The organism is Cryobacterium sp. M25 (assembly GCF_002929635.1).
Lineage (GTDB): Bacteria > Actinomycetota > Actinomycetes > Actinomycetales > Microbacteriaceae > Cryobacterium > Cryobacterium sandaracinum.
Genome location: NZ_PJJU01000054.1, coordinates 43,118 through 68,508 on the forward strand (window position 1 = coordinate 43,118; position 25,391 = coordinate 68,508).

At 67.5% G+C, this 25,391-nt stretch carries 20 protein-coding genes; 1 reads left to right on the top strand and 19 read right to left on the bottom strand.

What is annotated here, in order from left to right:
• Positions 1–47: 47 nt before the first annotated feature.
• Positions 48–2,447: an excinuclease ABC subunit UvrA gene (locus CXY81_RS10350; protein WP_104194785.1), complete on the top strand. Its 2,400-nt coding sequence runs from the start codon at positions 48–50 to the stop codon at positions 2,445–2,447.
• Positions 2,448–2,678: 231 nt separating this feature from the next.
• On the opposite strand, the gene dnaE is transcribed toward CXY81_RS10350, so the two are convergent.
• The 19 genes from dnaE to rsmH all read right to left on the bottom strand — a co-directional run bounded on the left by dnaE (position 2,679) and on the right by rsmH (position 25,324).
• A complete protein-coding gene (gene dnaE, locus CXY81_RS10355; protein ID WP_104194852.1) occupies positions 2,679–6,146 on the bottom strand; it encodes a DNA polymerase III subunit alpha in 3,468 nt (1,155 codons plus the stop codon).
• Between the two features lie 107 nt (positions 6,147–6,253).
• A complete protein-coding gene (locus tag CXY81_RS10360) occupies positions 6,254–7,174 on the bottom strand; it encodes an RluA family pseudouridine synthase (RefSeq protein ID WP_104099511.1) in 921 nt (306 codons plus the stop codon).
• Between the two features lie 8 nt (positions 7,175–7,182).
• A complete protein-coding gene (gene lspA / locus CXY81_RS10365) occupies positions 7,183–7,740 on the bottom strand; it encodes a signal peptidase II (RefSeq protein WP_369828375.1) in 558 nt (185 codons plus the stop codon).
• Positions 7,730–8,347, bottom strand: coding sequence for a DivIVA domain-containing protein (locus tag CXY81_RS10370; RefSeq protein ID WP_104194787.1), 618 nt, complete (start codon positions 8,345–8,347; stop codon positions 7,730–7,732). Before CXY81_RS10370 ends, lspA begins: the two co-directional genes overlap by 11 nt.
• A 144-nt stretch (positions 8,348–8,491) precedes the next feature.
• Positions 8,492–8,788 carry a YggT family protein gene (locus CXY81_RS10375; RefSeq protein WP_104194788.1) on the bottom strand — a complete coding sequence of 99 codons (297 nt, stop codon included), beginning with the start codon at positions 8,786–8,788 and terminating at the stop codon, positions 8,492–8,494.
• Between the two features lie 8 nt (positions 8,789–8,796).
• Positions 8,797–9,363, bottom strand: a complete 567-nt coding sequence (locus CXY81_RS10380) for a cell division protein SepF (RefSeq protein ID WP_104194789.1) — start codon at positions 9,361–9,363, stop codon at positions 8,797–8,799.
• A gap of 35 nt (positions 9,364–9,398) precedes the next feature.
• Entirely contained in the window at positions 9,399–10,094 is a 696-nt protein-coding gene (locus CXY81_RS10385) for a YggS family pyridoxal phosphate-dependent enzyme (RefSeq protein WP_104194790.1), read from the bottom strand.
• A gap of 34 nt (positions 10,095–10,128) precedes the next feature.
• Positions 10,129–11,313: a cell division protein FtsZ gene (ftsZ, locus tag CXY81_RS10390; RefSeq protein ID WP_104171261.1), complete on the bottom strand. Its 1,185-nt coding sequence runs from the start codon at positions 11,311–11,313 to the stop codon at positions 10,129–10,131.
• A gap of 141 nt (positions 11,314–11,454) precedes the next feature.
• Positions 11,455–12,504 carry an FtsQ-type POTRA domain-containing protein gene (locus CXY81_RS10395; RefSeq protein ID WP_104194791.1) on the bottom strand — a complete coding sequence of 350 codons (1,050 nt, stop codon included), beginning with the start codon at positions 12,502–12,504 and terminating at the stop codon, positions 11,455–11,457.
• Positions 12,505–12,517: 13 nt separating this feature from the next.
• Complete coding sequence (gene murC, locus CXY81_RS10400; RefSeq protein ID WP_104171263.1) at positions 12,518–13,915, bottom strand: UDP-N-acetylmuramate--L-alanine ligase; 1,398 nt, start codon at positions 13,913–13,915, stop codon at positions 12,518–12,520.
• 87 nt (positions 13,916–14,002) lie between these two features.
• The gene (locus tag CXY81_RS10405) at positions 14,003–15,073 is read right to left on the bottom strand and encodes a glycosyltransferase (RefSeq protein WP_104194792.1); all 1,071 of its coding nucleotides are present in this window, start codon (positions 15,071–15,073) and stop codon (positions 14,003–14,005) included.
• Positions 15,070–16,311 carry a putative lipid II flippase FtsW gene (gene ftsW / locus CXY81_RS10410; RefSeq protein ID WP_104194793.1) on the bottom strand — a complete coding sequence of 414 codons (1,242 nt, stop codon included), beginning with the start codon at positions 16,309–16,311 and terminating at the stop codon, positions 15,070–15,072. The genes CXY81_RS10405 and ftsW overlap by 4 nt, the downstream gene beginning before the upstream one ends.
• Positions 16,280–17,836, bottom strand: coding sequence for a UDP-N-acetylmuramoyl-L-alanine--D-glutamate ligase (murD, locus tag CXY81_RS10415; RefSeq protein ID WP_233194125.1), 1,557 nt, complete (start codon positions 17,834–17,836; stop codon positions 16,280–16,282). Before murD ends, ftsW begins: the two co-directional genes overlap by 32 nt.
• A complete protein-coding gene (gene mraY, locus CXY81_RS10420; RefSeq protein WP_104194853.1) occupies positions 17,836–18,927 on the bottom strand; it encodes a phospho-N-acetylmuramoyl-pentapeptide-transferase in 1,092 nt (363 codons plus the stop codon). Before mraY ends, murD begins: the two co-directional genes overlap by 1 nt.
• Positions 18,924–20,336 carry a UDP-N-acetylmuramoyl-tripeptide--D-alanyl-D-alanine ligase gene (gene murF, locus CXY81_RS10425; RefSeq protein WP_104194795.1) on the bottom strand — a complete coding sequence of 471 codons (1,413 nt, stop codon included), beginning with the start codon at positions 20,334–20,336 and terminating at the stop codon, positions 18,924–18,926. Before murF ends, mraY begins: the two co-directional genes overlap by 4 nt.
• Positions 20,337–21,881, bottom strand: a complete 1,545-nt coding sequence (locus CXY81_RS10430; protein ID WP_104194796.1) for a Mur ligase family protein — start codon at positions 21,879–21,881, stop codon at positions 20,337–20,339.
• 13 nt (positions 21,882–21,894) lie between these two features.
• The gene (locus tag CXY81_RS10435; protein WP_233194126.1) at positions 21,895–23,673 is read right to left on the bottom strand and encodes a penicillin-binding protein 2; all 1,779 of its coding nucleotides are present in this window, start codon (positions 23,671–23,673) and stop codon (positions 21,895–21,897) included.
• A 107-nt stretch (positions 23,674–23,780) separates the two neighbouring features.
• Positions 23,781–24,374: a hypothetical protein gene (locus CXY81_RS10440; RefSeq protein ID WP_104194797.1), complete on the bottom strand. Its 594-nt coding sequence runs from the start codon at positions 24,372–24,374 to the stop codon at positions 23,781–23,783.
• Complete coding sequence (gene rsmH, locus CXY81_RS10445; RefSeq protein WP_104194798.1) at positions 24,371–25,324, bottom strand: 16S rRNA (cytosine(1402)-N(4))-methyltransferase RsmH; 954 nt, start codon at positions 25,322–25,324, stop codon at positions 24,371–24,373. Before rsmH ends, CXY81_RS10440 begins: the two co-directional genes overlap by 4 nt.
• Between the last annotated feature and the right edge of the window lie 67 nt (positions 25,325–25,391).

A 25,391-nucleotide genomic window follows, 5' to 3' on the forward strand; every position in this document is an offset into this window, starting at 1 on the left:
CGACCACCGAGACCACGTGGGCGGCCCGGCCACCAGAGGGAGACACGATGAGCACTGACCTGAGCAGCGCCGCGAGCACGAGCATGCCCGCGCCGCACGTGGCCGACAGCCACGACCGGATCCGGGTGCGGGGCGCGCGCGTGAACAACCTCAGGGATGTCAGCCTCGACATCCCGAAGCGGCGGCTGACGGTGTTCACCGGCGTTTCCGGCTCGGGCAAGAGCTCACTGGTGTTCGGCACGATCGCCGCCGAGTCGCAGCGGCTGATCAACGAGACCTACAGTGCGTTTGTGCAGGGATTCATGCCGGACCTGGCGCGCCCCGAGGTGGACGTGTTGGATGGTCTGACCACGGCCATCATCGTCGACCAGGAGCGAATGAGGGCCAACTCCCGTTCCACGGTCGGGACCGCCACCGACGCCAACGCGCTGCTGCGCATCCTCTTCAGCCGGCTCGGTCAGCCCCACATCGGATCGCCCCAGGCGTTCTCGTTCAACGTCGCCTCGATCAGTGGGGCCGGGGCGGTCACGCTCGAGCGCGGCGGGAAGACCGTGAAGGAGCGGCGCAGCTTCAGCATCACCGGCGGCATGTGCCCGCGCTGCGAGGGCATGGGCACCGTCAACGACATCGATCGTTCCGCGCTATACGTCGATTCCAAGTCGCTCAACGAGGGCGCGCTCACGATCCCGGGCTACACCATGGACGGCTGGTACGGCCGCATCTTCCGCGGCTGCGGCTGGTTCGACCCGGACAAGCCAATTCATCGGTACAGCACGAAGGAACTGGACGACCTGCTCTACAAGGAGCCGACCAAGATCAAGGTCGACGGGATCAACCTGACGTATCAGGGCCTCATCCCGCAGATTCAGAAGTCGTTCCTGACCAAGGATGTCGCCGCTTTGCAGCCGCATATCCGCGCGTTCGTGGAGCGTGCGGTCACGTTCGCCACCTGCCCCGAGTGCGGCGGCACCCGCCTCAGCGAGGCGGCTCGCTCGTCGAAGATCTCCGGAGTGAGCGTCGCCGACGCTTGTTCCTGGCAGATCAGCGACCTGGCCGGGTGGGTTCGCGGCCAGAGTGAGCCGTCGGTGGCCCCGCTCACGCAGGCGTTGCGCCAGATCCTCGACTCGTTCGTGGAGATCGGGTTGGGTTACCTGTCGCTCGACCGGCCGGCCGGTACTTTGTCAGGCGGGGAGGCCCAGCGCACCAAGATGATCCGGCACCTGGGCTCCTCACTCACCGACGTCACCTACGTCTTCGACGAGCCCACCATCGGGCTCCATCCCCATGACATCGAGCGCATGAACACACTGCTGCTGCAGCTGCGGGACAAGGGCAACACGGTGCTCGTCGTGGAGCATAAGCCGGAGACGATCGTGATCGCCGACCACGTCGTCGATCTCGGACCCGGCGCCGGTGCGGCGGGCGGCACCGTCTGCTTCGAGGGCACCGTGGAGGGTCTCCGCACCAGCGGCACCCTCACCGGCCGCCACTTCGACTATCGCGCGGCACTCAAGCCCGCGGTGCGCACCCCCACGGGCACGCTGGAGATTCGCGGCGCGACGAAGAACAACCTGAAGGATGTGGACGTGGATATCCCCCTCGGCGTGCTCGTCGTGCTGACGGGGGTCGCGGGCTCCGGAAAGAGCTCGCTCGTGCACGGGTCGATCCCCGCCGGCGCCGGCGTGGTGTCCATCGATCAGGGCGGCATCCGCGGTTCCCGCAGAAGCAATCCGGCGACGTACACGGGAATGCTCGACCCGATCCGAAAGGCCTTCGCGAAGGCCAACGGCGTGAAGCCCGCGCTGTTCAGCTCCAACTCCGAGGGTGCCTGCCCCAACTGCAACGGTGCCGGCGTCGTCTACACCGACCTGGCCATGATGGCGGGCGTCGCCACCACCTGCGAGGTCTGCGCGGGGAAGCGGTTCGAGGCATCCGTGCTGGAGTACCGCCTCGGCGGCCGCGATATCAGTGAGGTGCTCGCGATGTCGGTGACCGCGGCCCGGGAGTTCTTCGGCGCCGGTGCGGCGCGCACGCCGGCCGCCCACGCCATCCTGGGCGGGCTTGCCGACGTTGGGCTCGGCTATCTCAGCCTCGGCCAGCCGCTCACGACGCTCTCGGGGGGCGAGCGCCAGCGGCTCAAGCTGGCCACCCACCTGGCTGAGCAGGGCGGCGTCTACGTGCTCGACGAGCCGACCACCGGACTCCACCTCGCCGACGTCGGGCAGCTGCTCGGCCTGCTCGACCGAATCGTGGACTCCGGCAAGTCGGTCATCGTCGTCGAGCATCACCAGGCCGTGATGGCTCATGCCGACTGGATCATCGACCTCGGACCCGGCGCCGGTCACGACGGCGGCCGGATCGTCTTCGAGGGCTCACCGGCCGACCTGGTCGCCGACCGCTCCACCCTCACCGGCCAGCACCTCGCGGCCTACGTCGGCAGAGCCTGACGGCAGCGCACCTCACGGTGCTGCCAGTCAGGTCTGTCCCGAACGAATTCGACGGAGATTCTGGCCGAATCGGCCCCATTCCACCCCGCGAAAGCGGTTTCACACGAGAATCTCCGTCGAATTGGTTCAACACCGGGCACTTCGCGTCACCGGTGAGGAACAGCGTCCACGGCGTGCCGTCAGCTCTGACTTGCCGAGGGCGACACCAGCGGTCGGCTAGGTCTCGCTCTTTTAGGTCAGGCAGTTCGGCCCGAGCAGGCTCTTGAGCTCCCCGAACAGGTCGGCGCTGATCTTCACATGATGGGGCAGCTCGAACACTCGCGCCGTATGGCCCTTCACCAGCTTGATCCGCACCTCGGAGCTGCCGATGTGGCGGGTGATGACTTCGCCCAGCGCCGTCACGGTGTCGGTCGTGGCCCGGGATTCCGCCAGCGTGACGGTCAGCGTGCCGGTGTCCGAGGCCAAGCCGAGTTCGGGCGCGAAAATGCTGTACGCGTGCAAGTTCATGCCATCGTCGCGCAGGCTCACCCGGCCCCGCACGACCACGACGGAGTCGCTGACCAGGTCGGACGAGAACTCCTGATAGGCCTTGCCCATGAACATCACGGCGATCTCCCCACCGAAATCCTCGACCTGGATGATGCCGTATTGGTTGCCCGACTTCTTCGCGATCCGGTGCTGCACGCTGGTGATCAGCCCGGCGATGGTGACGGTGTCGGCATCCTGCGTCTGCTCCGATCCCACCAGGTCCACGATGGTCGTGCTGGCGTGCTTGGCCAGCGGGAGCTCGAGCCCGGCCAGCGGATGGTCGGAGACGTAGAGCCCGAGCATGTCGCGTTCGAGCGCGAGCTTCTCCTTCTTGCTCCATTCGGGACGGTCGGGAACCTGCTCGCTCTCTTGCGGGTCGTCGAAGAGGCTGTCGAAGTCGAAGCCGACCATGCCGTGCTGCTCGTCGCGCTTGATCTTGACGGCGGATTCGACCGCGGCTTCGTGGATCTCGAACATGGCCCGGCGGGTCGCGCCGAGCGAGTCGAATGCGCCGGCCTTGATCAAGGACTCGACCGTGCGCTTGTTCGCCACCGGGATCGGCACCTTGCGCAGGAAGTCGTGGAACGACTCGAACGCGCCCTTCTCGGTGCGGGCGGCGCGGATCGCGTCGACCACGTTGAATCCCACGTTGCGCACCGCGCCGAGCCCGAAACGGATGTCCGTGCCCACGGCCGCGAAGTACCCGATCGATTCATTCACGTCGGGCGGCAGAACCTGGATGCCCATCCGGCGGCACTCGTTCAGGTACAGCGCGAGCTTGTCGCGGGAGTCGCCGACGCTGGTCAGCAGCGCGGCCATGTACTCGGCCGGGTACTTCGCCTTGAGGTACGCGGTCCAGTACGAGAGCACCCCGTAGGCGGCCGAGTGCGCCTTGTTGAAGGCGTAATCGGAGAACGGCAGCAAAATGTCCCAGACGGTTTTCACCGCCTCCATGGAGTAGCCGTTGGCGACCATGCCGCCGGAGAAGCCCTCGAACTGCTTGTCCAGCTCCGACTTCTTCTTCTTGCCCATCGCGCGGCGCAGCAGATCGGCCTGGCCGAGGGAGAACCCGGCCAGCTTCTGCGCGATCGACATGACCTGCTCCTGGTACACGATCAGGCCGTAGGTGGTGCCGATGACGTCGGCCAGCGCCTCCTCGAGCTCCGGGTGGATCGGGATGATCTCCTGCTGGCCGGTCTTCCGCAGCGCGTAGTTGGTGTGTGAGTTGGCACCCATGGGGCCGGGCCGGTACAGCGCGATGACGGCCGAGATGTCTTCGAAATTGTCGGGTTTCATCAGGCGCAGCAGCGACCGCATGGGCCCGCCGTCGAGTTGGAACACCCCGAGGGTATCGCCACGGGCGAGCAGTTCGTAGGCGGCCGGATCTTCGAGCCCCAACTCTTCGAGTACGGGCCGGTGCCCGCGGTTCACGGCGATGTTGTCGAGGGTGTCGTCGATGATGGTGAGGTTGCGCAATCCCAGGAAGTCCATCTTGATCAGGCCGAGGGCCTCAGAGGCCGGGTAGTCGAATTGGGTGACGACCTGGCCATCCGCTTCACGCTTCATGATCGGGATGATGTCGATCAGCGGGTCGGAGCTCATGATCACCCCGGCGGCGTGCACGCCCCACTGACGCTTGAGGTTCTCCAGGCCGAGGGCGGTGTCGAAGACGGTGCGGGCCTCGGGGTCGGACTCGATCACGGCGCGGAAATCGGCGGCCTCGCGGTAGCGCGCGTGGTCCTTGTCGAACATGCCGGTCAGGGGCACGTCCTTGCCCATGATCGCCGGCGGCATGGCCTTGGTGAGCTTGTCTCCCATACCGAAGGGGAAGCCGAGCACCCGGGACGCATCCTTGAGGGCCTGCTTGGCCTTGATCGTGCCGTAGGTGACGATCTGGGCGACGCGCTCCTCGCCGTACTTCTCGGTCACGTAGTGGATGACCTCGCCGCGGCGGCGCTCGTCGAAGTCCACGTCGAAGTCGGGCATGGAGACGCGGTCAGGGTTCAGGAACCGCTCGAAGATCAGCCCGTGCACGAGCGGGTCCAGGTCGGTGATGCCCATGGCGTAGGCGACCATCGAACCGGCGCCCGACCCACGGCCGGGACCTACCCGGATGCCCTGCTGTCTGGCCCACATGATGAAGTCGGCCACGACGAGGAAGTAGCCGGGGAAGCCCATCTGGATGATGATGCCGATCTCGTAGTCGGCTCGTTTGCGCACATCGTCCGGGATGCCGTTCGGGTAGCGCTTGGCCAGCCCGATCTCGTTCTCCTTGACGAACCAGCTCTCCTCGTTCTCCCCCTCCGGGCAGGGGAACCGGGGCATGTAGTTGGCCTTAGTGTTGAACTCCACCTGGCAGCGTTCGGCGATCAGCAGCGTGTTGTCGCAGGATTCCGGGTGCTCGCGGAAGAGATGCCGCATCTGCGCGGCGGTCTTCAGGTAGAACTCGTTCGAGTCGAACTTGAAGCGGTTCGGGTCGTCGAGGGTCGAGGCCGACTGCACGCAGAGCAGGGCCGCATGGGCGGTCGCGTCGTGGGCGTGGGTGTAGTGCAGGTCGTTGCTGGCCACGAGCGGCAGTTTGAGTTCGCCGGCGAGTTTAAGCAGGTCGGTCATGGTGCGGCGCTCGATGTCGATGCCGTGGTCCATGATCTCGCAGAAGAAGTTCTCCTTGCCGAAGATGTCCTGGAATTCCCCGGCCGCCTTCTTCGCCTCGTCGTACTGGCCGAGGCGCAGGCGGGTCTGCACTTCGCCGCCCACGCACCCGGTCGTGCCGATCAGCCCGTCCGAGAACTCGGCGAGCAGTTCCCGGTCCATCCGGGGCTTGAAGTAGTACCCCTCCAGGCTGGCCTTGGACGACAGCCGGAACAGGTTGTGCATACCGGCCGTAGTCTCCGAGAGCAGCGTCATGTGCGTGTACGAACCGGCGCCACCGACGTCGTCACGGTTCTGACCGCTGGTGCCCCAGCGCACCCGGGTCTTGTCCCGCCGGTTGGTTCCGGGGGTGATGTACGCCTCGGTGCCGATGATCGGCTTGATGCCGGCCTCGGTCGCGGTTCGCCAGAAATCGAACGCACCGAACACGTTGCCGTGGTCGGTGATGGCGACCGCCGGCATTCCCTGCTCGACGGCCGCGTTGATCAGCGGTTTGACCCGCGCCGCGCCGTCGAGCATCGAGTACTCGCTATGCACGTGCAGGTGCACGAAGGAATCTGTCGATCCACCCGACTTATTCTGAGAGGACAAAACGGCTCCGAGGTGTTGGAATTGGGCGCTACGCGTCAGGCGTCGCGCAGCACGTCGAGGGCGTGCGCGAGGTCGGCCGGGTAGTCGGTGGTGAAGGTGACCCACTCCCGAGTGTCCGGGTGGTGGAACGCCAGCTGCTTGGCGTGCAGCCACTGGCGGGTCAGGCCGAGGCGCGCCGTGATCGAGGGATCCGCGCCGTACATGGCGTCACCCACGCACGGATGTCGCTGGGCGGCCATGTGCACCCGGATCTGATGTGTGCGCCCCGTCTCCAGGTGCACCTCCACCAGTGACGCCGAGGGGAAGGCCTCGAGCGTCTCGTAGTGCGTGACGGAATCCTTGCCGCCGGCGATGACCGCGAACTTCCAGTCCGACCGCGGGTGGCGCCCGATCGGCGCGTCGATCGTGCCCGTGCTCGGATCGGGGTGGCCCTGAACGACGGAGTGGTAGATCTTCTCGACCTCGCGGTCGTGGAAGGCGCGCTTGAGCGCCGTGTACGCGGTCTCCGACTTGGCGACGACCATCAGACCGCTGGTACCCACGTCGAGGCGGTGCACGATCCCTGCCCGCTCGCTGGCCCCGGAGGTGGCGATGCGGTAGCCGGCCGCGGAGAGCGCGCCGACCACGGTGGGACCGGTCCAGCCCACACTCGGATGCGCGGCAACCCCGGACGGCTTGTTGATGACCACGATGCTCTCGTCGTCATGCACGATCGTGAGATCCGGCACTGGGATGGGAACGATCGCCAGGGCCTCCTTGGGCTGCCAGGACACCTCCAGCCACGCACCGCCGTGCAACCGGTCGGATTTACCGGCCACGACCCCGTCCAACGTGACTCCGCCGGCCTCGCAGACTTCGGCCGCGAAGCTGCGCGAGAAGCCAAAGAGCTTGGCGATGCCGGCGTCGACGCGGACTCCGGCGAGTCCGTCCGGAAGAGGAAGGGAGCGTGTTTCCATGGCGAGAATCAGGATGCTATCTGGGTGGGGGTGGATTCGGACGGGTCCGAGGCGCCGGTGCGGCGACCGTCGACGCCGATTCCGCGAATGGTCAGGTACATGAAGATGATCATGCTCGACACGATCGCCATGTCCGCCACGTTGTAGATGGCGGGGATCAGCCAGGGCGTGGAAATGAAGTCGATCACGTGACCGAGGCCGAAGGACGGCTCCCTCAGCAGCCGGTCGGTCAGGTTGCCGAGCACGCCGCCGAGCAGGAGCCCGAAGACGACAGACCAGGCCAAAGAGCGGATGCGCCCGGCGAACCAGACGATGAGCACCACCACGGCCACGGCGATGATCGAGAAGATCCACGTCATGCCGGCTGCCAGGGAAAAGGCAGCGCCCGGGTTCCGGACGAAGTGCATTTGCAGCACGTCTCCCAGAACCCGGACGATATCACCCTCGGTCAGTCTGCTGACGATGAGGTACTTACTGATCTGATCCAGAGCGTAAATCCCCAGGGCTACGACGGCCAGGAGGATCAACGCACCGGGGCGCTTCTTCGTTCGAACCTTAGGCGCCAAAGCTCTGGAAGCTCGACTTCGAAGCGTTGCTCGACTCGACCGGCGACGTGGCGTCGAGGTCGCGCAGCTGGGTCTCGATGTAGCTCTTCAGCTTCTGGCGGTACTCGCGCTCGAAGGTGCGCAGATCGTCGATCTTGGTCTCGAGGACGGAGCGCTCCTGGTCGAGGATGCTGAGTTGCGCGCGCTGCTTGGCTTCGGCCTCGGCAACGAGACGGGCTGCGGTGGCGTGGCCTTCGGCGATAAGTGCATCGCGCTTCTCGGCACCCTCCTTGACATGCTCCTCGTGCAGGCGACGAGCCAGCTGGAGAAGGTTGGTCGTGCCGGCGGTCTCGTCGATGGGCCCGGCGACAACCGGTGCGGCCACGACGGCGGGAGCCACGACGGCGGGAGCCACGACGGGCTCAGCGACGGCGTCGGGCGCCGGTGCGACCTCCGCTGCGCCGCCAGAGCTGACGCGAGCCTTGAGCTCCTCGTTCTCCGCAGTCAGTCGGCGAAGTTCAACGACGACCTCGTCGAGGAAGTCATCGACCTCGTCCTGATCGTATCCTTCGCGGAACTTAGTCGACTGGAACCGCTTGTTGACTACATCTTCCGGAGTTAGCGCCATGGCTTTCCACCCTTAAAACTAGAGTTGCGAACATTGTGTTTGCGTTCAACCAACGCTATCAAGGTCCGACGCGTAGTCGGACCGCGTCAGCCCGGCACGCCGTCGGACAAGAATATATGCCCAGTCCGGGGCGCGAGGTATCGGTCAGCGCATGAGCCCGGTGATCGACATGCCGACGATGACGCAGAGCATGGTGATGCTCCAGCCGAAGTCGAAGGCGATCGGGCCGACCCGAAGCGGCGGCAGGAGCCGGCGGAAGAACTTGATCGGCGGGTCGGTCAGGGAATAGGCCAACTCGATCACGACGAGCAGGGGGCCTTGCGGCCGCCAGGACCGGTTGACACTGCGTACGAGGTCGATGATGAACCGACCCCACATCACGAAGAAGTAGAGCAAGAGGGCGTAGTAGGCGATCGCACCGATCAGGCTGACGACAAACACGGCGGTAACTACGACTGCGCGAAGAAGGACGTCTCGGCATCGGAGTCCTCCGCGGCATTGTCGCCGGACACGACAACGTGGGACGGGGAAAGCAGGAAGACCTTCGCCGTGACGCGCTCGATCTTCCCGTACAGACCCTGGGACAGTCCGCTGGCAAAGTCGATCAGGCGGCGCGCATCGGCGTCGCTCATCTGAGACAGGTTGATGATGACCGGGATTCCATCGCGGAAGGACTCCGCGATCACCTGAGCGTCCTTATACTGACGCGGGTGGACGGTGAGGATTTCATTCATGTCTGAGGCAGCCACATTCTTCGGAGCGGAGGTCTTGCGCAGCGGTGTCACCGATGCGCGACCGGCCGAGGCGGATGCGCCGGCGGTGTGTGACGACGACGCGGACGACGCGGCGTGCGAGGTATTCGGGGCGGAGTGGGGAGCAGCGGACTTCGATGCCGCAGCGCCGGTCGCCGTCGAGTGAGTGGCCGTCGATGCGGGCGCAGCAGCGGGCGCCTCGTACTCGAGTTCCTCGTCTGCCAGACCCAGGTAAACCATGGTTTTCTTGAGCGGGTTGGACATCTCGACCTCCGTGTTGGTGATTCTTCTTGTCCAGATTAACCGGATACCGGGCGATTCCCGGTGATTGCTGTGCCAATTCGAAGGTGTGTCGCCCCTTCGATGATCGCCTCCGCGTAGTCCTGGGACATGCCCATGGACAAGGATTTCGCGTTCGGCGCGAACTGCTGAATCTGCTCGCCCAGTTCGCGAACCCGGGCGAAGGATGGGCGCGGTTCGGCACCGAGCGGGGCCACCGCCATCAGCCCGATCAGCCGCAGCCCGGCCGTGGAGAGCACGTGCTCTACGAGCTTGGGCAGCTCCCCCGGAGCGACTCCTCCGCGAGACGGGTCATCCGTGAGGTTCACCTGCACGAAGCAGTCGACGACCGAATCCTCCGACGCCAATGCATCGACCAGTGATGCTCGATCCACGGAGTGGATGACGTCGGCGTAGGCCCGCACCTGCCGGGCCTTCTTCCCCTGCACTTGGCCCACGAAATGCCAGGTGAGGTCGAGCTGGAGGAGCTCGGCGGCCTTGGCCTGGGCTTCCTGGTGGCGGCTTTCCCCGAAGTTGCGCACGCCGAGGGCGGCAAGTTCCTGGAGGAGCGAGACGGGCTGGAACTTGGTCACGACGATCGTCGTGAGCTCCGCCGGGTCGCGCCCGGCGGCGGCAGCCGCGGCGACGATCCCACCCTGAACGGCGGTCAACCGTTCCGCGAGGCCACCGGCCCCGGGCCTGACCGACTCACTCATCTGGTTGCCATCGGCACTCTCGCTGCCTGCGGCACTACTTGAGGAAGTCCGGGATGTCCAGGTCGTCCGGGTCTTCCTCGAAGGCCGGGTCGGCCACTGCCGCACCGGGCTCGACGCCGGACCAGACCGACGAGGCCGCGGCATCCGTGTAGGGAGCCGAGTCGGTCGCGCCGGCCGCCGCAGCGCCCGCCGTGCCCACACCCGCGCCGACCGCGACACCGGCGGCGACCAGGTCTGCGCGGCGCACCTCGACCGCCTTGGCACCGGGCTCACCGCCGTCGAATCCGGCAGCGATGACGGTGACCCGCACCTCGTCACCCAGGGTGTCGTCGATGACGGCACCGAAGATGATGTTGGCTTCCGGGTGCACGGCTTCCTGCACGAGGCGAGCGGCGTCGTTGATCTCGAAAATTCCGAGGTTGGAGCCACCCTGGATCGAGAGCAGCACGCCATGGGCGCCGTCGATCGAGGCCTCGAGCAGCGGGGACGCAACGGCGAGTTCGGCCGCCTTGATGGCTCGGTCCGCGCCGCGGGACGAGCCGATACCCATCAGCGCGGAGCCGGCACCCTGCATGACCGACTTGACGTCGGCGAAGTCGAGGTTGATCAGACCGGGGGTGGTGATCAGGTCGGTGATGCCCTGCACGCCGGCCAGGAGCACCTGGTCAGCCGTGGCGAAGGCCTCGAGCATGCTGATTCCGCGGTCGCTGATCTCCAGCAGGCGGTCGTTCGGCACGACGATGAGGGTGTCGACCTCGTTCTTGAGGGAGGCGACGCCGGCCTCGGCCTGAGCCTGGCGGCGCTTGCCCTCGAAGCCGAAGGGTTTGGTGACGACACCGATGGTGAGCGCGCCGATGGACTTGGCGATGCGGGCGACGACCGGCGCACCGCCGGTGCCCGTTCCACCACCCTCGCCGGCCGTGACGAAGACCATGTCCGCGCCGGCCAGAGCCTCTTCGATTTCTTCGGCGTGATCCTCGGCGGCGCGGCGGCCGACCTCAGGGTCGGCGCCGGCGCCCAGGCCGCGGGTGAGATCGCGGCCCACGTCGAGTTTGACGTCGGCGTCGCTCATCAGCAGCGCCTGGGCATCCGTGTTGATGGCGATGAACTCGACTCCGCGGAGGCCAAGCTCGATCATGCGGTTGACGGCGTTGACACCGCCGCCACCGATTCCAACAACCTTGATGACTGCGAGGTAGTTCTGATTTGTTGTTGACACGTCCGGCCTCCGGTGGAACCCTAAACCTCTTGTCGAAGTTTAAAGTTATGCTGAGTATGCAATTCCTGCTTAGAAAGTTATGCGCCAGCCGAACAGGCTCGGGGAGGCGCGCCCGCGTGTCGCGAAGATCCAACCAACATCTCAGCGGAGAACGGCGCTATCCGGGGAGGACACGTCGTACTCGCCGACGCTGCCGACCGGGTGGCTCACGATCAGGGCCGCGAGCACGACCGCCTTGAAGTCCGACTTCTCCGCACTCCCCCACACAACGCGCGCGCCGCCCACGAGCGTGAGGGTGACGTCGTCCGTGGTGGCGGCGGTGACGGTGTCGAGGGTGGAACGGATGTCTGCCGGCAGGGCCGCGATCACGGCAGCCGCCGCCCGGAAGCCGGCACTGCCGACCCCGGCCCGCGCATCGATCGTGGCGTACCCGGCGGGGCGCTCCGCGCTGCTCTGGATCACTACCCCGGCCGCGTCGACCAGGTCGAACCCGGACTCGGTCACGAGGGCGCCGACGGGCTCCCGCTCGACGACGCGCACGACAAGGGTGTTCGGCGGACGGCTCTCGGTGACGTAGCTCTGGATCAGGGTGAAGGCGGACAGCTCCTTTTTCACCGCGTCGAAGTCCACGAGCGGCAACGGCGTGCCCAACTGGTCGTCGAGGGCCGATCGGATCTTCTCGGCGGGCACCCGGTTCGCCCCGACGACCTCAATGGTGTGAAGCGCCATCAGAGGCGAGAAGGTGCCGACGAGCACGAAGGCGACGAGCGCGGCCAGGGTGCCGAGCGCCGCCAGCCAGACGTTGCGCCGCCGACGGGAGCGCCAGGTGAAGCGGCGCACCTCCTCCCGTTCATAGAGTTTGCGGGCACGACGGGCGGCCCGGAGCTTGCGTCTGGCCCCGGCCGGAGTCAGCGCAGAGTCGCGGGGCTCCGTGGGTGCGGGCGCGGACGAAGGGGAAGAGTCCGGCGCCCGCAGCCGGGACACGGGTGCGATCGGGTCGGCGGCGGGAAGCGTGATCGGCTCGGTGTTCGTGTAGTCGCTGTGACCGCTCGACTGGCGTCCTCCCGGCTTGGGACGGGCTGTCTTCGCTGCGGCAGGCTTCGCCCCGGCGCTCTTCGCGGCGGTCGTCTTCGGCCCGGCGGCCCGCTCAGCGCCTGCCGGATGGCGGTCGTAGCCCTCGGGCCGCTTCATGATCGTCGGCGGGTCATCCGCGCGCCTGCGTGAGCGAGGCGAGCAGCTGGGGAACGATCCGGTAGACGTCGCCGCAGCCGAGGGTGACGACGAAGTCGCCGTCCCGGGCGATCGAGGCGACGTAGTCGGCGGCCTCCTGCCAGTCGGGCACGTAGACGACCTTGCCGGCATCCGTGAACCGTTCGGAAACGAGGGCGCCGGTCACGCCGGGCTCCGGGTCTTCCCGGGCGCCGTACACGCCGAGGACGACGGTCTGGTCCGCCTTCTCCTCAAGCGTCTGGGCGAATTCCTGGGCGAACAGCCGAGTGCGGCTGTAGAGGTGCGGCTGATGCACGGCGATGATCCGGCCGCCGCCGACCACCGTGCGGGCGGCGGACAGCGCCGCGGCCACCTCGGTGGGGTGGTGGGCGTAGTCGTCGTAGACGCTGACCCCACCCACGGTGCCGTGCAATTCGAAGCGGCGCTCGGTGCCGCCAAAATCCGAGATGGCGGCCAGGGACGCCTCCGGGGCGAAACCGAGGCCGACGAGCACCGCGAAGGCGCCGGCGGCGTTGATGGCGTTGTGCCGACCTGGGATTCGGAGGGTGGCGAAGTAATCGCTTCCGGCCCAGGCCACGCCGAAACGCACCGGTCCGTCGGTGACGACCGAGTGCACGCGCACGTCGGCCGCGGCGTCCTCGCCGAAGGTGATGACCCGTTTGCCGGCGAGCTTGCCCGTCACGCTGACCGCGCCGGCGTCGTCGGAGGAGATGACCACGAACTCGGTCGCGTTCTGTGCGAATTCGACGAACGCGGCCTCGAAGGCCTCGAGCGAACCGTAGTGGTCGAGGTGGTCAGGGTCGACGTTGGTGACCAGGGCGACGGCCGTGTTGTAGAGCAGGAACGAGCCGTCCGACTCGTCGGCTTCGACCACGAAGAGGTCGTCGGTGCCCGCGCCGGCCGACACGCCGAGCGATTCGATCACACCGCCATTGACGAAGCTGGGATGCGTGCCCAGGCCGAGCAGGCCGGTCACGATCATGCCGGTCGAGGTGGTCTTGCCGTGGGCGCCCGCGACGGCGACGAGGCGGTGCTTCTCGATCAGCCAGGCAAGCGCCTGGGAGCGGTGCAGCACGGGGAGACCGCGTTCGTTCGCCAGCACGTATTCCGGGTTGTCCTGCCAGAGTGCCCCCGTGACGACGAGGCTGTCGGCTTCGCCGACATTCTCAGCGGCGTGGCCGATCGCGATGTGGGCTCCCAGCTCGCGCAGGGCGAGCACGTTGTCGGACTCGCGCACATCCGAGCCGGTCACGGTATGCCCGGCGGCGAGGAACAGCCGTGCGATCCCGCTCATCCCGGAGCCGCCGATGCCCACAAAATGCACCGTGCCGAGGTCACGGGGAATGGTGAGGTTCAGGTCGGGCTTGATCACGGTTGCTGGCTCTTCTCAGTCGGAGACGAATGCTGGTGTGCGTTCGGTGCTGGTGTTCTGGTGCTTGAACAACGTTAGCCGCTGTGATCAGGCGAGGGCGGCGTGGATGAAGTCGGTCATTCGCGCCGAGCCGTCGAGTCCCCCGACGGATGCCGCCGCGACGCCCATCCGGCGCACGCGCTCCCGGTCGGTGAGCACGGGAACGAGCTCGTGCTGCACCCAGTTCGGCACGAAGTCCGCATCGTCGACGAGGATCCCGCCGCCGGCGCGCACGACGTCCGCCGCGTTGAAGCGCTGCTCGCCGTTGCCGACGGGGTACGGCACGTAGACGGCCGGGATGCCGAGAGCGCTGAGTTCGCACACGGTTCCGGCGCCGGCCCGGGACACCGCGAAGTCCGCCGCGGACAGCGCCAGGTCCATCCGGTCGCAGTAGGAGATCAGGCGGTAGTGGTGCAGACCTGGGTCTGTCACCTCCGACTTCTCACCGGTGATGTGCAGCACCTGCCAGCCGGCCTTGATCAGACCGGGAGCCGAGGAAGCGATGGTGTTGTTCAGGCGCCGAGCGCCCAGGGATCCGCCGGTGACCAGCAGGGTGGGGCGGTCGGCGTCGAGGACGAAGAGCGCCAAGGCCTCCGGGCGCGCCTGAGCCCGGTCAAGCTCGGCGATCTCGGGTCGCAGCGGCATCCCGACGACGTGCGGGTGGCGGATCCGGGTGCCGGGAAAGGCCACCGCGACGTGGCGGGTGAAGCAGGCGCCGAGCCGGTTGGCCAGCCCGGCCCGAAAATTGGCCTCGTGGATGACGATCGGCACCCCCGCCCGGCGTGCCGCGAAGTAGGCCGGGGTCGATACGTAGCCGCCGAACCCGACGACGACGTCGACCGTGCGGAACCGGATCAGATCGGCCACGTCGCCAATGGCCCGGTTCAGCCGTGGCAAAAAAGAGAGGGCCTGTCGGTTCGGCCGGCGTGGGAAAGGCAGTCGGGGAACGAAGACGAGCTCGTAGCCGCGGGCCGGCACCAGGCGGGCCTCGAGGCCCTCCCTGGTGCCGAGAACGATGACTGTCGCATCCGGTTCCCGGCTCATGATGGTGTCGGCGACGGCCAGCAACGGGTTCACGTGGCCGGCGGTTCCGCCCCCGGCCAGCAGATAGGTGGTCACTGTCGGGCTCCTGACGTGTCGGTTGACATGGCGGCGCGTCGTGGCGGCTCCGCGTGGTCGCCCCGGGTGAATGAGAGCACGATGCCGATCGCACCGAGGGTCGTGAGCAGGGCGGTGCCGCCGGCGGACACCAGCGGGAGCGGAACACCCAGCACCGGGAACACGCCCAGGACCACGCCGATGTTGACGAAGGCCTGGCCGATCAGCCAGACGAGCACGGCGGCCGTCGACACGCGGGCCTGCAGGCTCGTGCTGGTGCGCATGATGCGCAGGAACGCGAAGGCCAGCAGGATGAACATGAATAGGACGACGATGGCCCCGATCAGTCCGAGTTCCTCGCCGACGATGGCGAAGATGTAGTCGTTGTCGGCCGCGGGCAGCCAGGACCACTTGGCCTTGGAGTTGCCGAGCCCGACGCCGAAGATCCCGCCGTTAGCGAGTGCCCAGGTGCCGTGCAGCGGCTGCCAGCAGGGTGCCGAGATGGGGCCGTCGAGATCTTCGCAGCCGGCTCCCATGAAGCTCAAGATGCGCGTCATCCGGTTCGTGCTCGTCAACGCCATCAGAACCGCGAGCACGACCCCGGCGCCGAGAGGCACTGCCAGGAGGCGCAGTCGCACGCCGGCGAAGAACAGGGCTCCGAAGAGGATACCGGCCATGATCAGGACGGTTCCGAGGTCACCGCCGATGAGCACGAGCAGCACGGCGCCGCCGCCCACGCCGAAAACCGGAATGTACACGTGGCGCCAGTCATCGAGCCGTTTCTCCTTCTGCGACAGGATCATGCCCAGCCAGACGACGAGGGCGAGTTTGATCGCCTCGGAGGGTTGGAACTGGACTCCGCCGACCGACAGCCAGTTGGTGTTGCCGGCCACCTCGACGCCCAGCGGCGTGAACACGACCAGGCATTGCAGGAGACAGGCGACGATGAGCATCGGCCAGGCCACACGCCGCCAGAACTTCAGCGGCAGGTGGCTGATCATCAGCATCACCGGAACGCCGATCAGCGCGAATCCCCCCTGGCGCAGGACGGTGCCGAAGAAGCCGGTGTTCTCCAGGTAGGAGTCGACCGAGGAAGACGACAGCACCATGACCAGGCCGAACACGACGAGGAACAGGGCCGTGCCGAGCAGCAGGAAATAGCTCGCGGACTCGGCCTTGAACACCCGGCCGAAATGAATTCGGGTGGAGGCGACGGGCGCGGCCTGCCTAGGCGCCGGGGTTCGAGGCGGAGTCTTCATCCGCCTCACCTCCCAGGTGCTCCCGTACGGCTTCTGCGAACAACCGGCCCCGCTGGGCGTAGTCGGTGAACTGGTCCATAGACGCCGCGGCCGGGGCCAGCAGCACGACGTCGCCGGTTTCTGCGAGACCGGCCGCGAGGCGGACCGCCCCGGGCATCACCTGACCAGTGTCGTCGGCGTCGATCTCGAACACCGGCAGCTCCGGCGCGTGTCGCGCGAATGCGTCCCGTAACACGGAGCGGTCGGCTCCGATGATCACGGCCCCGCGCAGGTGGCCGACGTGCCGGGCTACCAGGTCATCGACGTCGACGTCCTTGAGCAGGCCGCCGACCAGCCAGACGACGGTCTCGAAAGCGGTGAGCGAAGCATCCGCCGCATGCGGGTTGGTGGCCTTCGAGTCGTCGATCCAGCGGATGCCGGCAAACTCGGCAACGATCTCGATCCGGTGCGCGTCGAGGCGGAAACCCTCCAGGACGTCGTGGATGACGCCGGGCGCGACGCCGAAGGACCGGGCCAGAGCGCTGGCAGCGAGGATGTCAGCGAGCAGGTGCGGCGCGCTGAGCCCGCGGGCCCGGAGTTCCGGCGCGGTGGTGATCTCGATGGCGGTCTCGAACCGGTCCTCGTGGAACGCGCGGTCGCAGAGGATGCCCTCGACGATGCCGAAGTCGCTGGGCCCGGGGGCGCCGAGGCCGAAGCCGATGGCCCGGGCACCCTCCTGCACGTTGGCGTCCTCGACCATGCGGATGGTCGCGGCATCCGCCTTGTTGTAGACGCAGGCCACCTGGGTATTGGCGTAGACAGTGGCTTTCGCATCGCGGTACGCTTCGGCCGAACCGTGCCAGTCGAGGTGGTCGTCGGCGATGTTGAGGCAGACGCTGGAGAACGGCACGAGGGCGCCGGGACCGGTGCGGGGCAGGTGGTGAAGCTGGTAGCTGGAGAGTTCGACCACGAGCACGTCCCAGCCCTGCGGGTCGCGCACGGCGTCGAGGACGGGCACACCGATGTTGCCGCAGGGTGCGACGCGCAGGCCGGCGGCGGCGAGCATGGTGGCCGTCAGCTGCACGGTGGTGGTCTTGCCGTTGGTGCCGGTGACGAGGATCCACTCGGCCGCGGGCCCGACCTTGTCCCGCAGGCGCCAGGCCAGCTCGATGTCTCCCCAGACCGGTACCCCGGCCCGAGCGGCCCAGAGCAGCAGAGCGTGGTCGGGGTGGTAGCCGGGCGAGGCGATCAGAACCTCCGGCCGGTGCCGGGTCAGTTCATGCGGAACGACGCCCGGCGCGGCCCGCACCAGTCCCGCCCCGATCACGTCGAGCAGGCGGATGGTGTCGGCAGGGGCGTCCCCCGCCACGACGAGCACATCCGCGCCCAGTTCAACGAGGGTGTCGGCGGCTGCGAAGCCGGTGACGCCCAGACCGAGCACGGCGACACGGAGGCCGGACCAGTCGGAGTGCCAGCTGGTCAACCCGTCGAGGCGCGCGGCGTCAGCCCCAGCGGACCCGGCCTCATCGGCGTGGCGACCAGCCACTAGCTGGCCAGCCATTCGAGGTAGAAGGTGCCGACGCCGGCGGCCACGAACAGCCCGCCGATGATCCAGAAACGCACCACCACGGTGACCTCGGCCCAGCCCTTGAGCTCGAAGTGGTGATGGATGGGGCTCATCAGGAAGATGCGCTGGCCGCGGGTCACCTTGAAGTAGGCGCGCTGCACGATCACCGATCCGGCCTCGATCACGAACAGGCCGCCGATCAGCACGAGCAGCAGTTCGGTGCGGCTCAGGATGGCCAGGGCGGCGAGGGCGCCGCCGATGCCGAGCGAACCGGTGTCGCCCAGGAAGATCTTGGCCGGCGAGGTGTTCCACCAGAGGAAGCCGATCAGGCCGCCGACGATGGCCGCGGAGACGATGGCCAGGTCGAGCGGGTCCCGAACGTCGTAGGCGCGGTAGAGGTCGGCGATGTCCGCTCCCCCGAAGCGGGCCTGGTTGGACTGCCAGAAGCCGATCACGATGAACGCGCCGATCGACAGGATCGACGACCCGGTGGCGAGCCCGTCGAGGCCGTCGGTGACGTTGACGCCGTTGGACGTGGCCGTCACGATCAGACAGATCCACAGCACGAACAGGGAGATGCCGATGATGCTGCCCAATTGCATGAAGTCCAGCGGCAGATCTCGCAGGAACGAGATCTTAGTCGACGCCGGCGTGACACCGTTGGCGTTCGGAAACTGGATGGCCAGGATGGCGAACGTGCCGGCCACGAGAACCTGGCCGGTGATCTTGGCCCAGCCGCCGAGCCCGAGGCTGCGCTGGTTGCGCGTTTTCAGGAAGTCGTCGACGAAGCCGACCATGCCGAGGCCCACCATCATGAACAGCACCAGCAGCGGCGACGCCGTGACCGGGGACCCGGTCAGCCACATCGCCGAGAAATAGCTGACCACGGCGCCGAGGATGATGATGATGCCACCCATGGTGGCCGTGCCGCGCTTGGCGTGGTGGCTCTGCGGGCCGTCGTCGCGGATGAATTGTCCCCAGCCCAGCTTCTTGAACAGCCGGATGAACAGCGGCGTCAGCGACAGGGTGAAGACGAGGGAGAAGGCTCCGGCCATCAAAAGTGCTCTCACGAGAACCACTCTCCCAGACGGTCGCCCAAAAATCTCAGGCCGGCGGAATTGGAGGATTTCACCAGCACGGTGTCCCCCGGTTGCACCGTGGCGCAGAGCAGGTCGAAGGCCTCGTCGGCATTCTCGACGAAGGCCGACTCCCCGTCCCAGGATCCCTCGTTGATGGTGCTGATGTGCATGCGCCGGGCGCCGCGCCCGACGACGATGAGCTGGGAGATGTTGAGGCGCACGGCGAGCAGCCCGACGCGGTCGTGCTCCTCACCAGCCAGTTCGCCCAGCTCGCTCATCTCGCCGAGAACCGCGATGGTGCGCCGGCCGGGAACACCGATCTGGGCGAGGGTCTTGAGCGCCGCCGTCATGGAGTCCGGGCTGGCGTTGTAGGCGTCGTTGATGACGGTCACCCCGTCCCGGCCGCCCATGACCTGCATGCGCCAACGTTCGGCGGTCTGCACGGATTCGAGGGCGGAGACGATGTCGTCGATCGCGACCCCCAGGATCTCGGCGGCGGCGGCGGCGGCCAGAGCGTTCATGACATGGTGTTCGCCGAGCACCTGGAACGCCACCGGGCGGGACTGGCCCGAGGCCAGGTGCAGCGTGAACGTCGTTCCGGACGCGGAGGCGTGCACCGCGGTCGCGCGCACTCCCTCGTCGCCGTACTGGCCGAACCAGACGATCCGGGCCCGGGTGGAGGCGGCCATACCGGCGACGCGCGGGTCGTCGGTATTCAGCACGGCGACATCCGTCGCCAGCAGCTCGGTGACCATTTCGGTCTTCGCGCGGACCGTGGCTTCGATGCCTCCGAATTCGCCGGCGTGGGCGAGGCCGACCTTGAGCACGATCCCGATGTCGGGACGGGCCATCCGGATGAGCCGGGCGATCTCTCCGACGCCGCTCGCGCCCATCTCCGCCACCAGGAAACGGGTGTCGCGGGTCAGTTCGAGCATGGTCAGCGGCGCGCCGACCTCGTTGTTGAAAGATGCGCGGGCCGCGACGGTCGGGCCGACGCGCTCGAGCACGGCGCGGAGCAGGTTCTTCGTCGTGGTCTTGCCGTTGGATCCGGTGACGGCGACGATCTTGAGGTTGCCGGCTTCCCGCACGCGGGCCACGACGTCGGTGGCGAGGGCGCCGAGGGCGAGCACGGCGTCCGGCACGACGATCTGCGCCACGGGGAGATCAAGGTGTCGTTCGACGATCAGCAGGGTGGCGCCGCGTTCGACGGCGGCCGGGGCGAAGAGGTGGCCGTCAGTCACCGCACCGGGCTTGGCCACGAAGATGGAGCCGGGAACGGTGTCGCGCGAGTCGGTGTGCACCATTCCGTCGGTCACGGAGTCGATGCTCCGAGAGGTTCCGTCCAGGTGGAGCGTGCCGTCGACGGCCAAGGCGATCTGGCTCAGGGTCAGGGCGATCATCTACAGCCACCCCGCATCGCGCAGCGCCTGGCGGGAATCGTCCCGGGCGGAGTACGGAATCTTCACGCCGGCAACCTCGTGGTAATTTTCATGGCCGGGTCCCGCATACAAGATCGCGTCGCCTTCTTTCGCTAGGGACAGCGCCGTCCGGAACGCCGTCCGGGGGTCGGGCACCTCATGGAACTCTCCGCCGGGCACGGCCTCCCGTGCGGCAGTGAGCAGAGTGGCACGAATGGCCGCGGGGTCCTCGAACCGAGGGTGGAAGTCGGTGATCACGACGACATCCGCCCCGCGGGCAGCGATCGCCCCCATGTCCGCCCGTTTCGTGGTGTCGCGGTCGCCGTCGGCGCCGAAGACCATGATCAGTCGGCCGGGAGTGAACTTACGGATGGCGGCGAGGGTGTTCAGGAACGCGTCCGGGCTGTGCCCGTAGTCGATGTAGACGAGCGGTCCCGTGTCCCCGGAGATGCGCTCGGCGCGCCCGGGGATGTAGACGTCGATTCCGCCGTCACGATCGAGGGAATGGGCGATCGCCTCGAGGTCGTAGCCGGATTCGACCAGCATCAGGATGGCCAGGGCGGCGTTGGCGGCCATGAACCAGCCGACCAGGGGAACCCGGGTCTGCAGGCGGCGCCCTTCGGGGCCCTCGAGCAGGAACTCGGTGTACAGCGCGCTCTCGGAGACGATGGACATGTGCCAGTCGGCGGCGACGTCCGGGTTGCTGCTCAGGGTGGTGGCGGGGATGCGGCACTCGTCGACGATGCGGCGGCCCCAGTCGGAGTCGACCGTGATGACGCCCCGCCGGGAGCGGTCGGGCTGGAACAGCTCGAGTTTGGCCTGGAAGTACTCGTCGAGGCCCGCGTAGTCGTCGAGGTGGTCGTGACTCAGATTCGTGAACCCGGCGACGTCGAAGACGAGCCCGTCCACGCGGTGGCGGGTCAGCGCCTGGGCGGACACCTCGATCGCAACGGCGCGCACCTCGGCCTCTCGCATGCGGGAGAGGAGGGCGTGCAGCTCGGTTGCCTCCGGGGTCGTCAGCGAGCTCACCACGGCGAGGTCGCCGATGCGGCGCTCGGCCGTCGAAGTGAGGCCGGCCACGACGCCCAGCTGGTTGAGCAGGGCGAAGAGGAGGTAGACCACGCTGGTCTTGCCGTTGGTGCCGGTGACGGAGAAGAGCGTGGCCGGATTGGCGTCGGTGCGGTAGATCCAGGCGGCGACGGCACCGAGCGCGGCGCGCGCGTCCGGGGTCACCAGGATCGGCAGGCCGCTGTCTGCGGCCAGCACCGCCCCGGCCTCATCGGTCAAAATCGCGACCGCACCGGACTCGCGGGCGCCGCCGGCGTAGGTCGCGCCATGACTCGCGCGCCCGGGAACGCCGACATAGAGGTCTCCGGGCTGAACGGTTCGGGAGCTCAGGCTCACGCCGGTGACCTCGAGGCCATCGACATCGCCGTGCACATACAGTTCGAATTCATCGACCAGTCCCGACAACGATCTGGGGACCGGATGCTGAGGACGGAGAGCCGAGGGTGCCAATTCGGTCACGGGGCTCGCTTTCTTACCAGGTACCGGGAAGGGCAGGTGCGGTGGCGCCCGAGGGGACTGCCCGGTACTTCTTCAGCACCTGACTCATGACCTCTTGAAAGATCGGAGCAGATGCCGCGGAAGAGTTCAGTTTAACAGGGTCGGCGAGGCTGACCGAAACGACATACTGCGGATCGTCGCCCGGAGCGAAGCCGGAGACCGACACCAGGTACCCCTTGGTGTACCCACCCCGACCATCGGGCATCTGCGCCGTCCCGGTCTTCGCGCCCACCCGGTAGCCCGGAATCTCCCACGTCTTGGCCAGCCAGGCCTTCTGGTAGACCATCTCGAGGATGTCTGCGGTCTCCCGGGCGGCGGCGGCCGACACGACCGGGGTGCCGACCGCTTCGGGCACGTCGGTCATGCTGCCGTCAGCGTGGCGGCAGCCTGCGACCAGCTGCACGGGCATCCGCACGCCGTTGTTGGCCAGGGTCTGGTAGATGCTGGAGACCTGGATGGCCGTGGTGGTGAGCCCCTGACCGAACATGGTCGCGTACTTGGTCTGGTTGTCCCAATCTTCGAAGGGGCGCAGGGTGCCGGATTCCTCGGCGAGGAAACCGGACTCCGAGGCCGAGCCCACACCGAACTTACTCATATATTCGTAGCGCTGCTGGTCACTGATCAACTCGCCGAACTTCGACATGCCCGTGTTCGAAGACTCGATCATCACGCCCGTGAGGGTGAGGTTCAGGTCGGCGTGGTTGGAGCTATCGTTCACGTTGGCACCGTTGGGAGGCAGGTACCGGTAGGGCGCGACGACCCGGCTCAGCGGGGTGGCGGCCCCCGCGTCGAGAACGGATGCCGTGGTCAGCGCCTTGTACGTAGAACCGGGCTCGAAGGGGGCGGTGAAGGCCCGGGAGCCGCGGTCCTCGGCGTCGGGGGTGCCGTTGACGTTGTTGGGGTCGACCGACGGGTAGTCGGCGACCGCGACGAGCTTCCCGGTCTTCACCTCCTGCACCACCACGTTGCCCCAGGCCGCGCCTGTGGCGACGGCCTGTTCGGCCAGCACCTGCTGCACGAACCACTGCAGGTCGGAGTCGATGGTCGTGACGACGTCGCCGCCGTCCTTGGCCCGGACCGTGGTGACGGTGCTCTGGGGCAGGCGCACGCCATCCGCTCCCTTCTCATAGGTCTCCGTGCCGTTGGTGCTCGCGAGGCAGGCGTCCTGCCCGAGCTCGATGCCGGCCTGAGCCTCTCCCCCGGAGGAGACGAATCCGACCAGGTTGCCGGCCACGGCGCCGTCCGGGTAGACCCGGCCCGGGTTCTTCTCGGCGTACATCCACGGGATGTCGAGCTGGTCGATGGCCCGGAACACCGAGACGTCCACGGCCCGCACGACGACGGCGTAGTCGGAGTCCTTGTCGGCGGCCAGGGAGCCGGAGATGACCTGGAGGATCTCGTCGCCGGTCTGCCCGGTGAGGGCGCCCACCTCCGCGGCCGCCTGCGCGACCGTCACGGTCACGTCCCCATCGTCGGTGGTGCGGTCGAATTCCGCGGCGTTCCGCGGAGACAGGGTGATGTCGTACCGCATGACCGTGCCGGCCAGGACGACCCCGTTCGTGTCGACGATGTCTCCGCGGGCTCCGTAGACGGGCTGCTCGACCGACCGGTTGCCCAGCGAGTCGGCGCTGAGCGTCTCGGCGCGCACGACCTGGATGTCGACGAGCCTGACCACGAATACGGCCACGAACACGAGCAGGATCAGGATCGTCGCGGCACTGCGCCGCCTGCTGGACCGGGAGCTGCTCGCCACCTGCGATTCCTTACTGCGGCCGGGGCCGCGGGTTGGGCGCGTTCTGGGAACGAAACTAACGGGAGGCGGGCGGGACGTCCCTCGCGAGACGGGCGAACCGGGGCGGGCTAGCGGGTCGTGGGCGTCGGCAGAGCGTTGGGTTCGGCTGCCGGGGCAACCGCCGCGGGGACCTCGGCCGGTGAACCGCCGAGGCTGGCTCCCTGACCGGTGTTCTGCGGAAGTTCCGTGACCAAAGGTACGCCGGCGAGGAGCGAGTTGGGCACCAGACTCGCCGTACCGGCCGAGCTTCCGCTGGCGGAGGCGGGCGCGCCGAGAACGGCGGCGTCGGACAGGCGGAGGTACACCGGGTTGGAGTTGCTGACCATGCCGAGTGCTTCCGCGTTCGCGGCCAGGCTCTGCGGGGACGAGACCCGCACGAGGTCCTCGGTGACGCTCTCCGCCGTGCGCCCGAGTTCGACCTGGCTGGCCTGCAGCCGGGACACCTCGTAGGCGGACTGGGAGATCCCGACGCTCAGCAGCAGCTGGGCGAGCACGATGGCAGCCACGCCGGTGACGGCCGAGAGGGCGTAGACGATCTTCGGACGCGCGTGACGCTGGCTGCGCGGCGAGACGATCTCGATGTGGCGAGGCTCCGGCACCGAAGCGGTGTCGGGGGTGCTCTCCCAGTTGGGTCGTTGTGCGCGTGCGAGGTTGTCACTCATGCGGCTCTCCTCAGTCGCTCGGCGGCGCGAAGGCGAACCGGCGTTGCGCGCGGGTTTCTCGCCTTTTCTTCGTCCGAGGCCAATTCGGCCCCTCGGATCACAAGCTTGAACAGTGGTTTGTGTTCGGGAAGTTCGATCGGCAATCCGGCAGGGGCGGTGGAGCCGGATGCCTTCGCCAGGGTCTTCTTCACAATCCGGTCCTCGAGGGACTGGTAGGCCATGACGACGATGCGCCCACCGACCGCGACCGAATCGAGCGCTGCGGGAATGGCGCGCTCGAGCACGGCGAGTTCCTGGTTGACCTCGATGCGCAGCGCCTGGAAGACCCGCTTCGCGGGGTGTCCGGCGCGCTGAACGACGACCGGTGTGACGGCGGTGATCACGGAGACCAGCTGGGCCGACCGCACGAACGGGGTGGTCTCCCTGGCCTCGACGATGGCCTTGGCGTAGCGTGCCGCCAGCTTCTCCTCGCCGTACTCGTGGAAGATCCGGCGCAGCTCCTGCTCGCTGTACGTGGCCACGATGCGCTCGGCCGTCAGGTCGCTGGTGTTGTCCATGCGCATGTCCAGCGGCGCGTCCTTGGAATAGGAGAAACCACGCTCGACCCGGTCGAGCTGGAGCGAGGACACGCCGAGGTCGAAGAGCACGCCGGACACCTCGCGGATGCCGAGGCCGGCCAGCGCGTCCTGGATACCGTCGTAGACGGTGTGCACGAGGTGAACCCGGTCGCGGAACGGCTTCAGCCGCTCCTCGGCGATCGCGAGGGCGTCGAGATCCCGGTCGAGTCCGACCAGGACGAGCCCGGGGAATCGCTGCAGGAACGCCTCGGCGTGCCCGCCCATGCCGAGAGTGGCGTCGACGAGCACGGCGCCGGGTCGTTCCAGTGCCGGTGCGAGCAGCTCGACGCAGCGGTCGAGCAGAACTGGGGTGTGGATGTCGTTGATGGCCATAGTCCCGGGTGGTTCCTGATTCCTGATCCCCATCCATTCGTCTCTGCCACCGGGGAAGTGTGTCAGG

What these genes read in the sequence shown, in the direction of transcription:
- CXY81_RS10440 (WP_104194797.1), bottom strand. Translation starts at nt 24,374, where the DNA reads ATGAGTGACAACCTCGCACGCGCACAACGACCCAACTGGGAGAGCACC.
- CXY81_RS10380 (WP_104194789.1), bottom strand. Translation starts at nt 9,363, where the DNA reads ATGTCCAACCCGCTCAAGAAAACCATGGTTTACCTGGGTCTGGCAGAC.
- dnaE (WP_104194852.1), bottom strand. Translation starts at nt 6,146, where the DNA reads ATGCTCGACGGCGCGGCGCGGGTCAAACCGCTGATCAACGCGGCCGTC.
- CXY81_RS10395 (WP_104194791.1), bottom strand. Translation starts at nt 12,504, where the DNA reads ATGAAGCGGCCCGAGGGCTACGACCGCCATCCGGCAGGCGCTGAGCGG.
- murF (WP_104194795.1), bottom strand. Translation starts at nt 20,336, where the DNA reads ATGATCGCCCTGACCCTGAGCCAGATCGCCTTGGCCGTCGACGGCACG.
- CXY81_RS10360 (WP_104099511.1), bottom strand. Translation starts at nt 7,174, where the DNA reads ATGGAAACACGCTCCCTTCCTCTTCCGGACGGACTCGCCGGAGTCCGC.
- rsmH (WP_104194798.1), bottom strand. Translation starts at nt 25,324, where the DNA reads ATGGCCATCAACGACATCCACACCCCAGTTCTGCTCGACCGCTGCGTC.
- ftsW (WP_104194793.1), bottom strand. Translation starts at nt 16,311, where the DNA reads ATGAAGACTCCGCCTCGAACCCCGGCGCCTAGGCAGGCCGCGCCCGTC.
- CXY81_RS10385 (WP_104194790.1), bottom strand. Translation starts at nt 10,094, where the DNA reads ATGAGTGAGTCGGTCAGGCCCGGGGCCGGTGGCCTCGCGGAACGGTTG.
- CXY81_RS10350 (WP_104194785.1), top strand. Translation starts at nt 48, where the DNA reads ATGAGCACTGACCTGAGCAGCGCCGCGAGCACGAGCATGCCCGCGCCG.
- CXY81_RS10370 (WP_104194787.1), bottom strand. Translation starts at nt 8,347, where the DNA reads ATGGCGCTAACTCCGGAAGATGTAGTCAACAAGCGGTTCCAGTCGACT.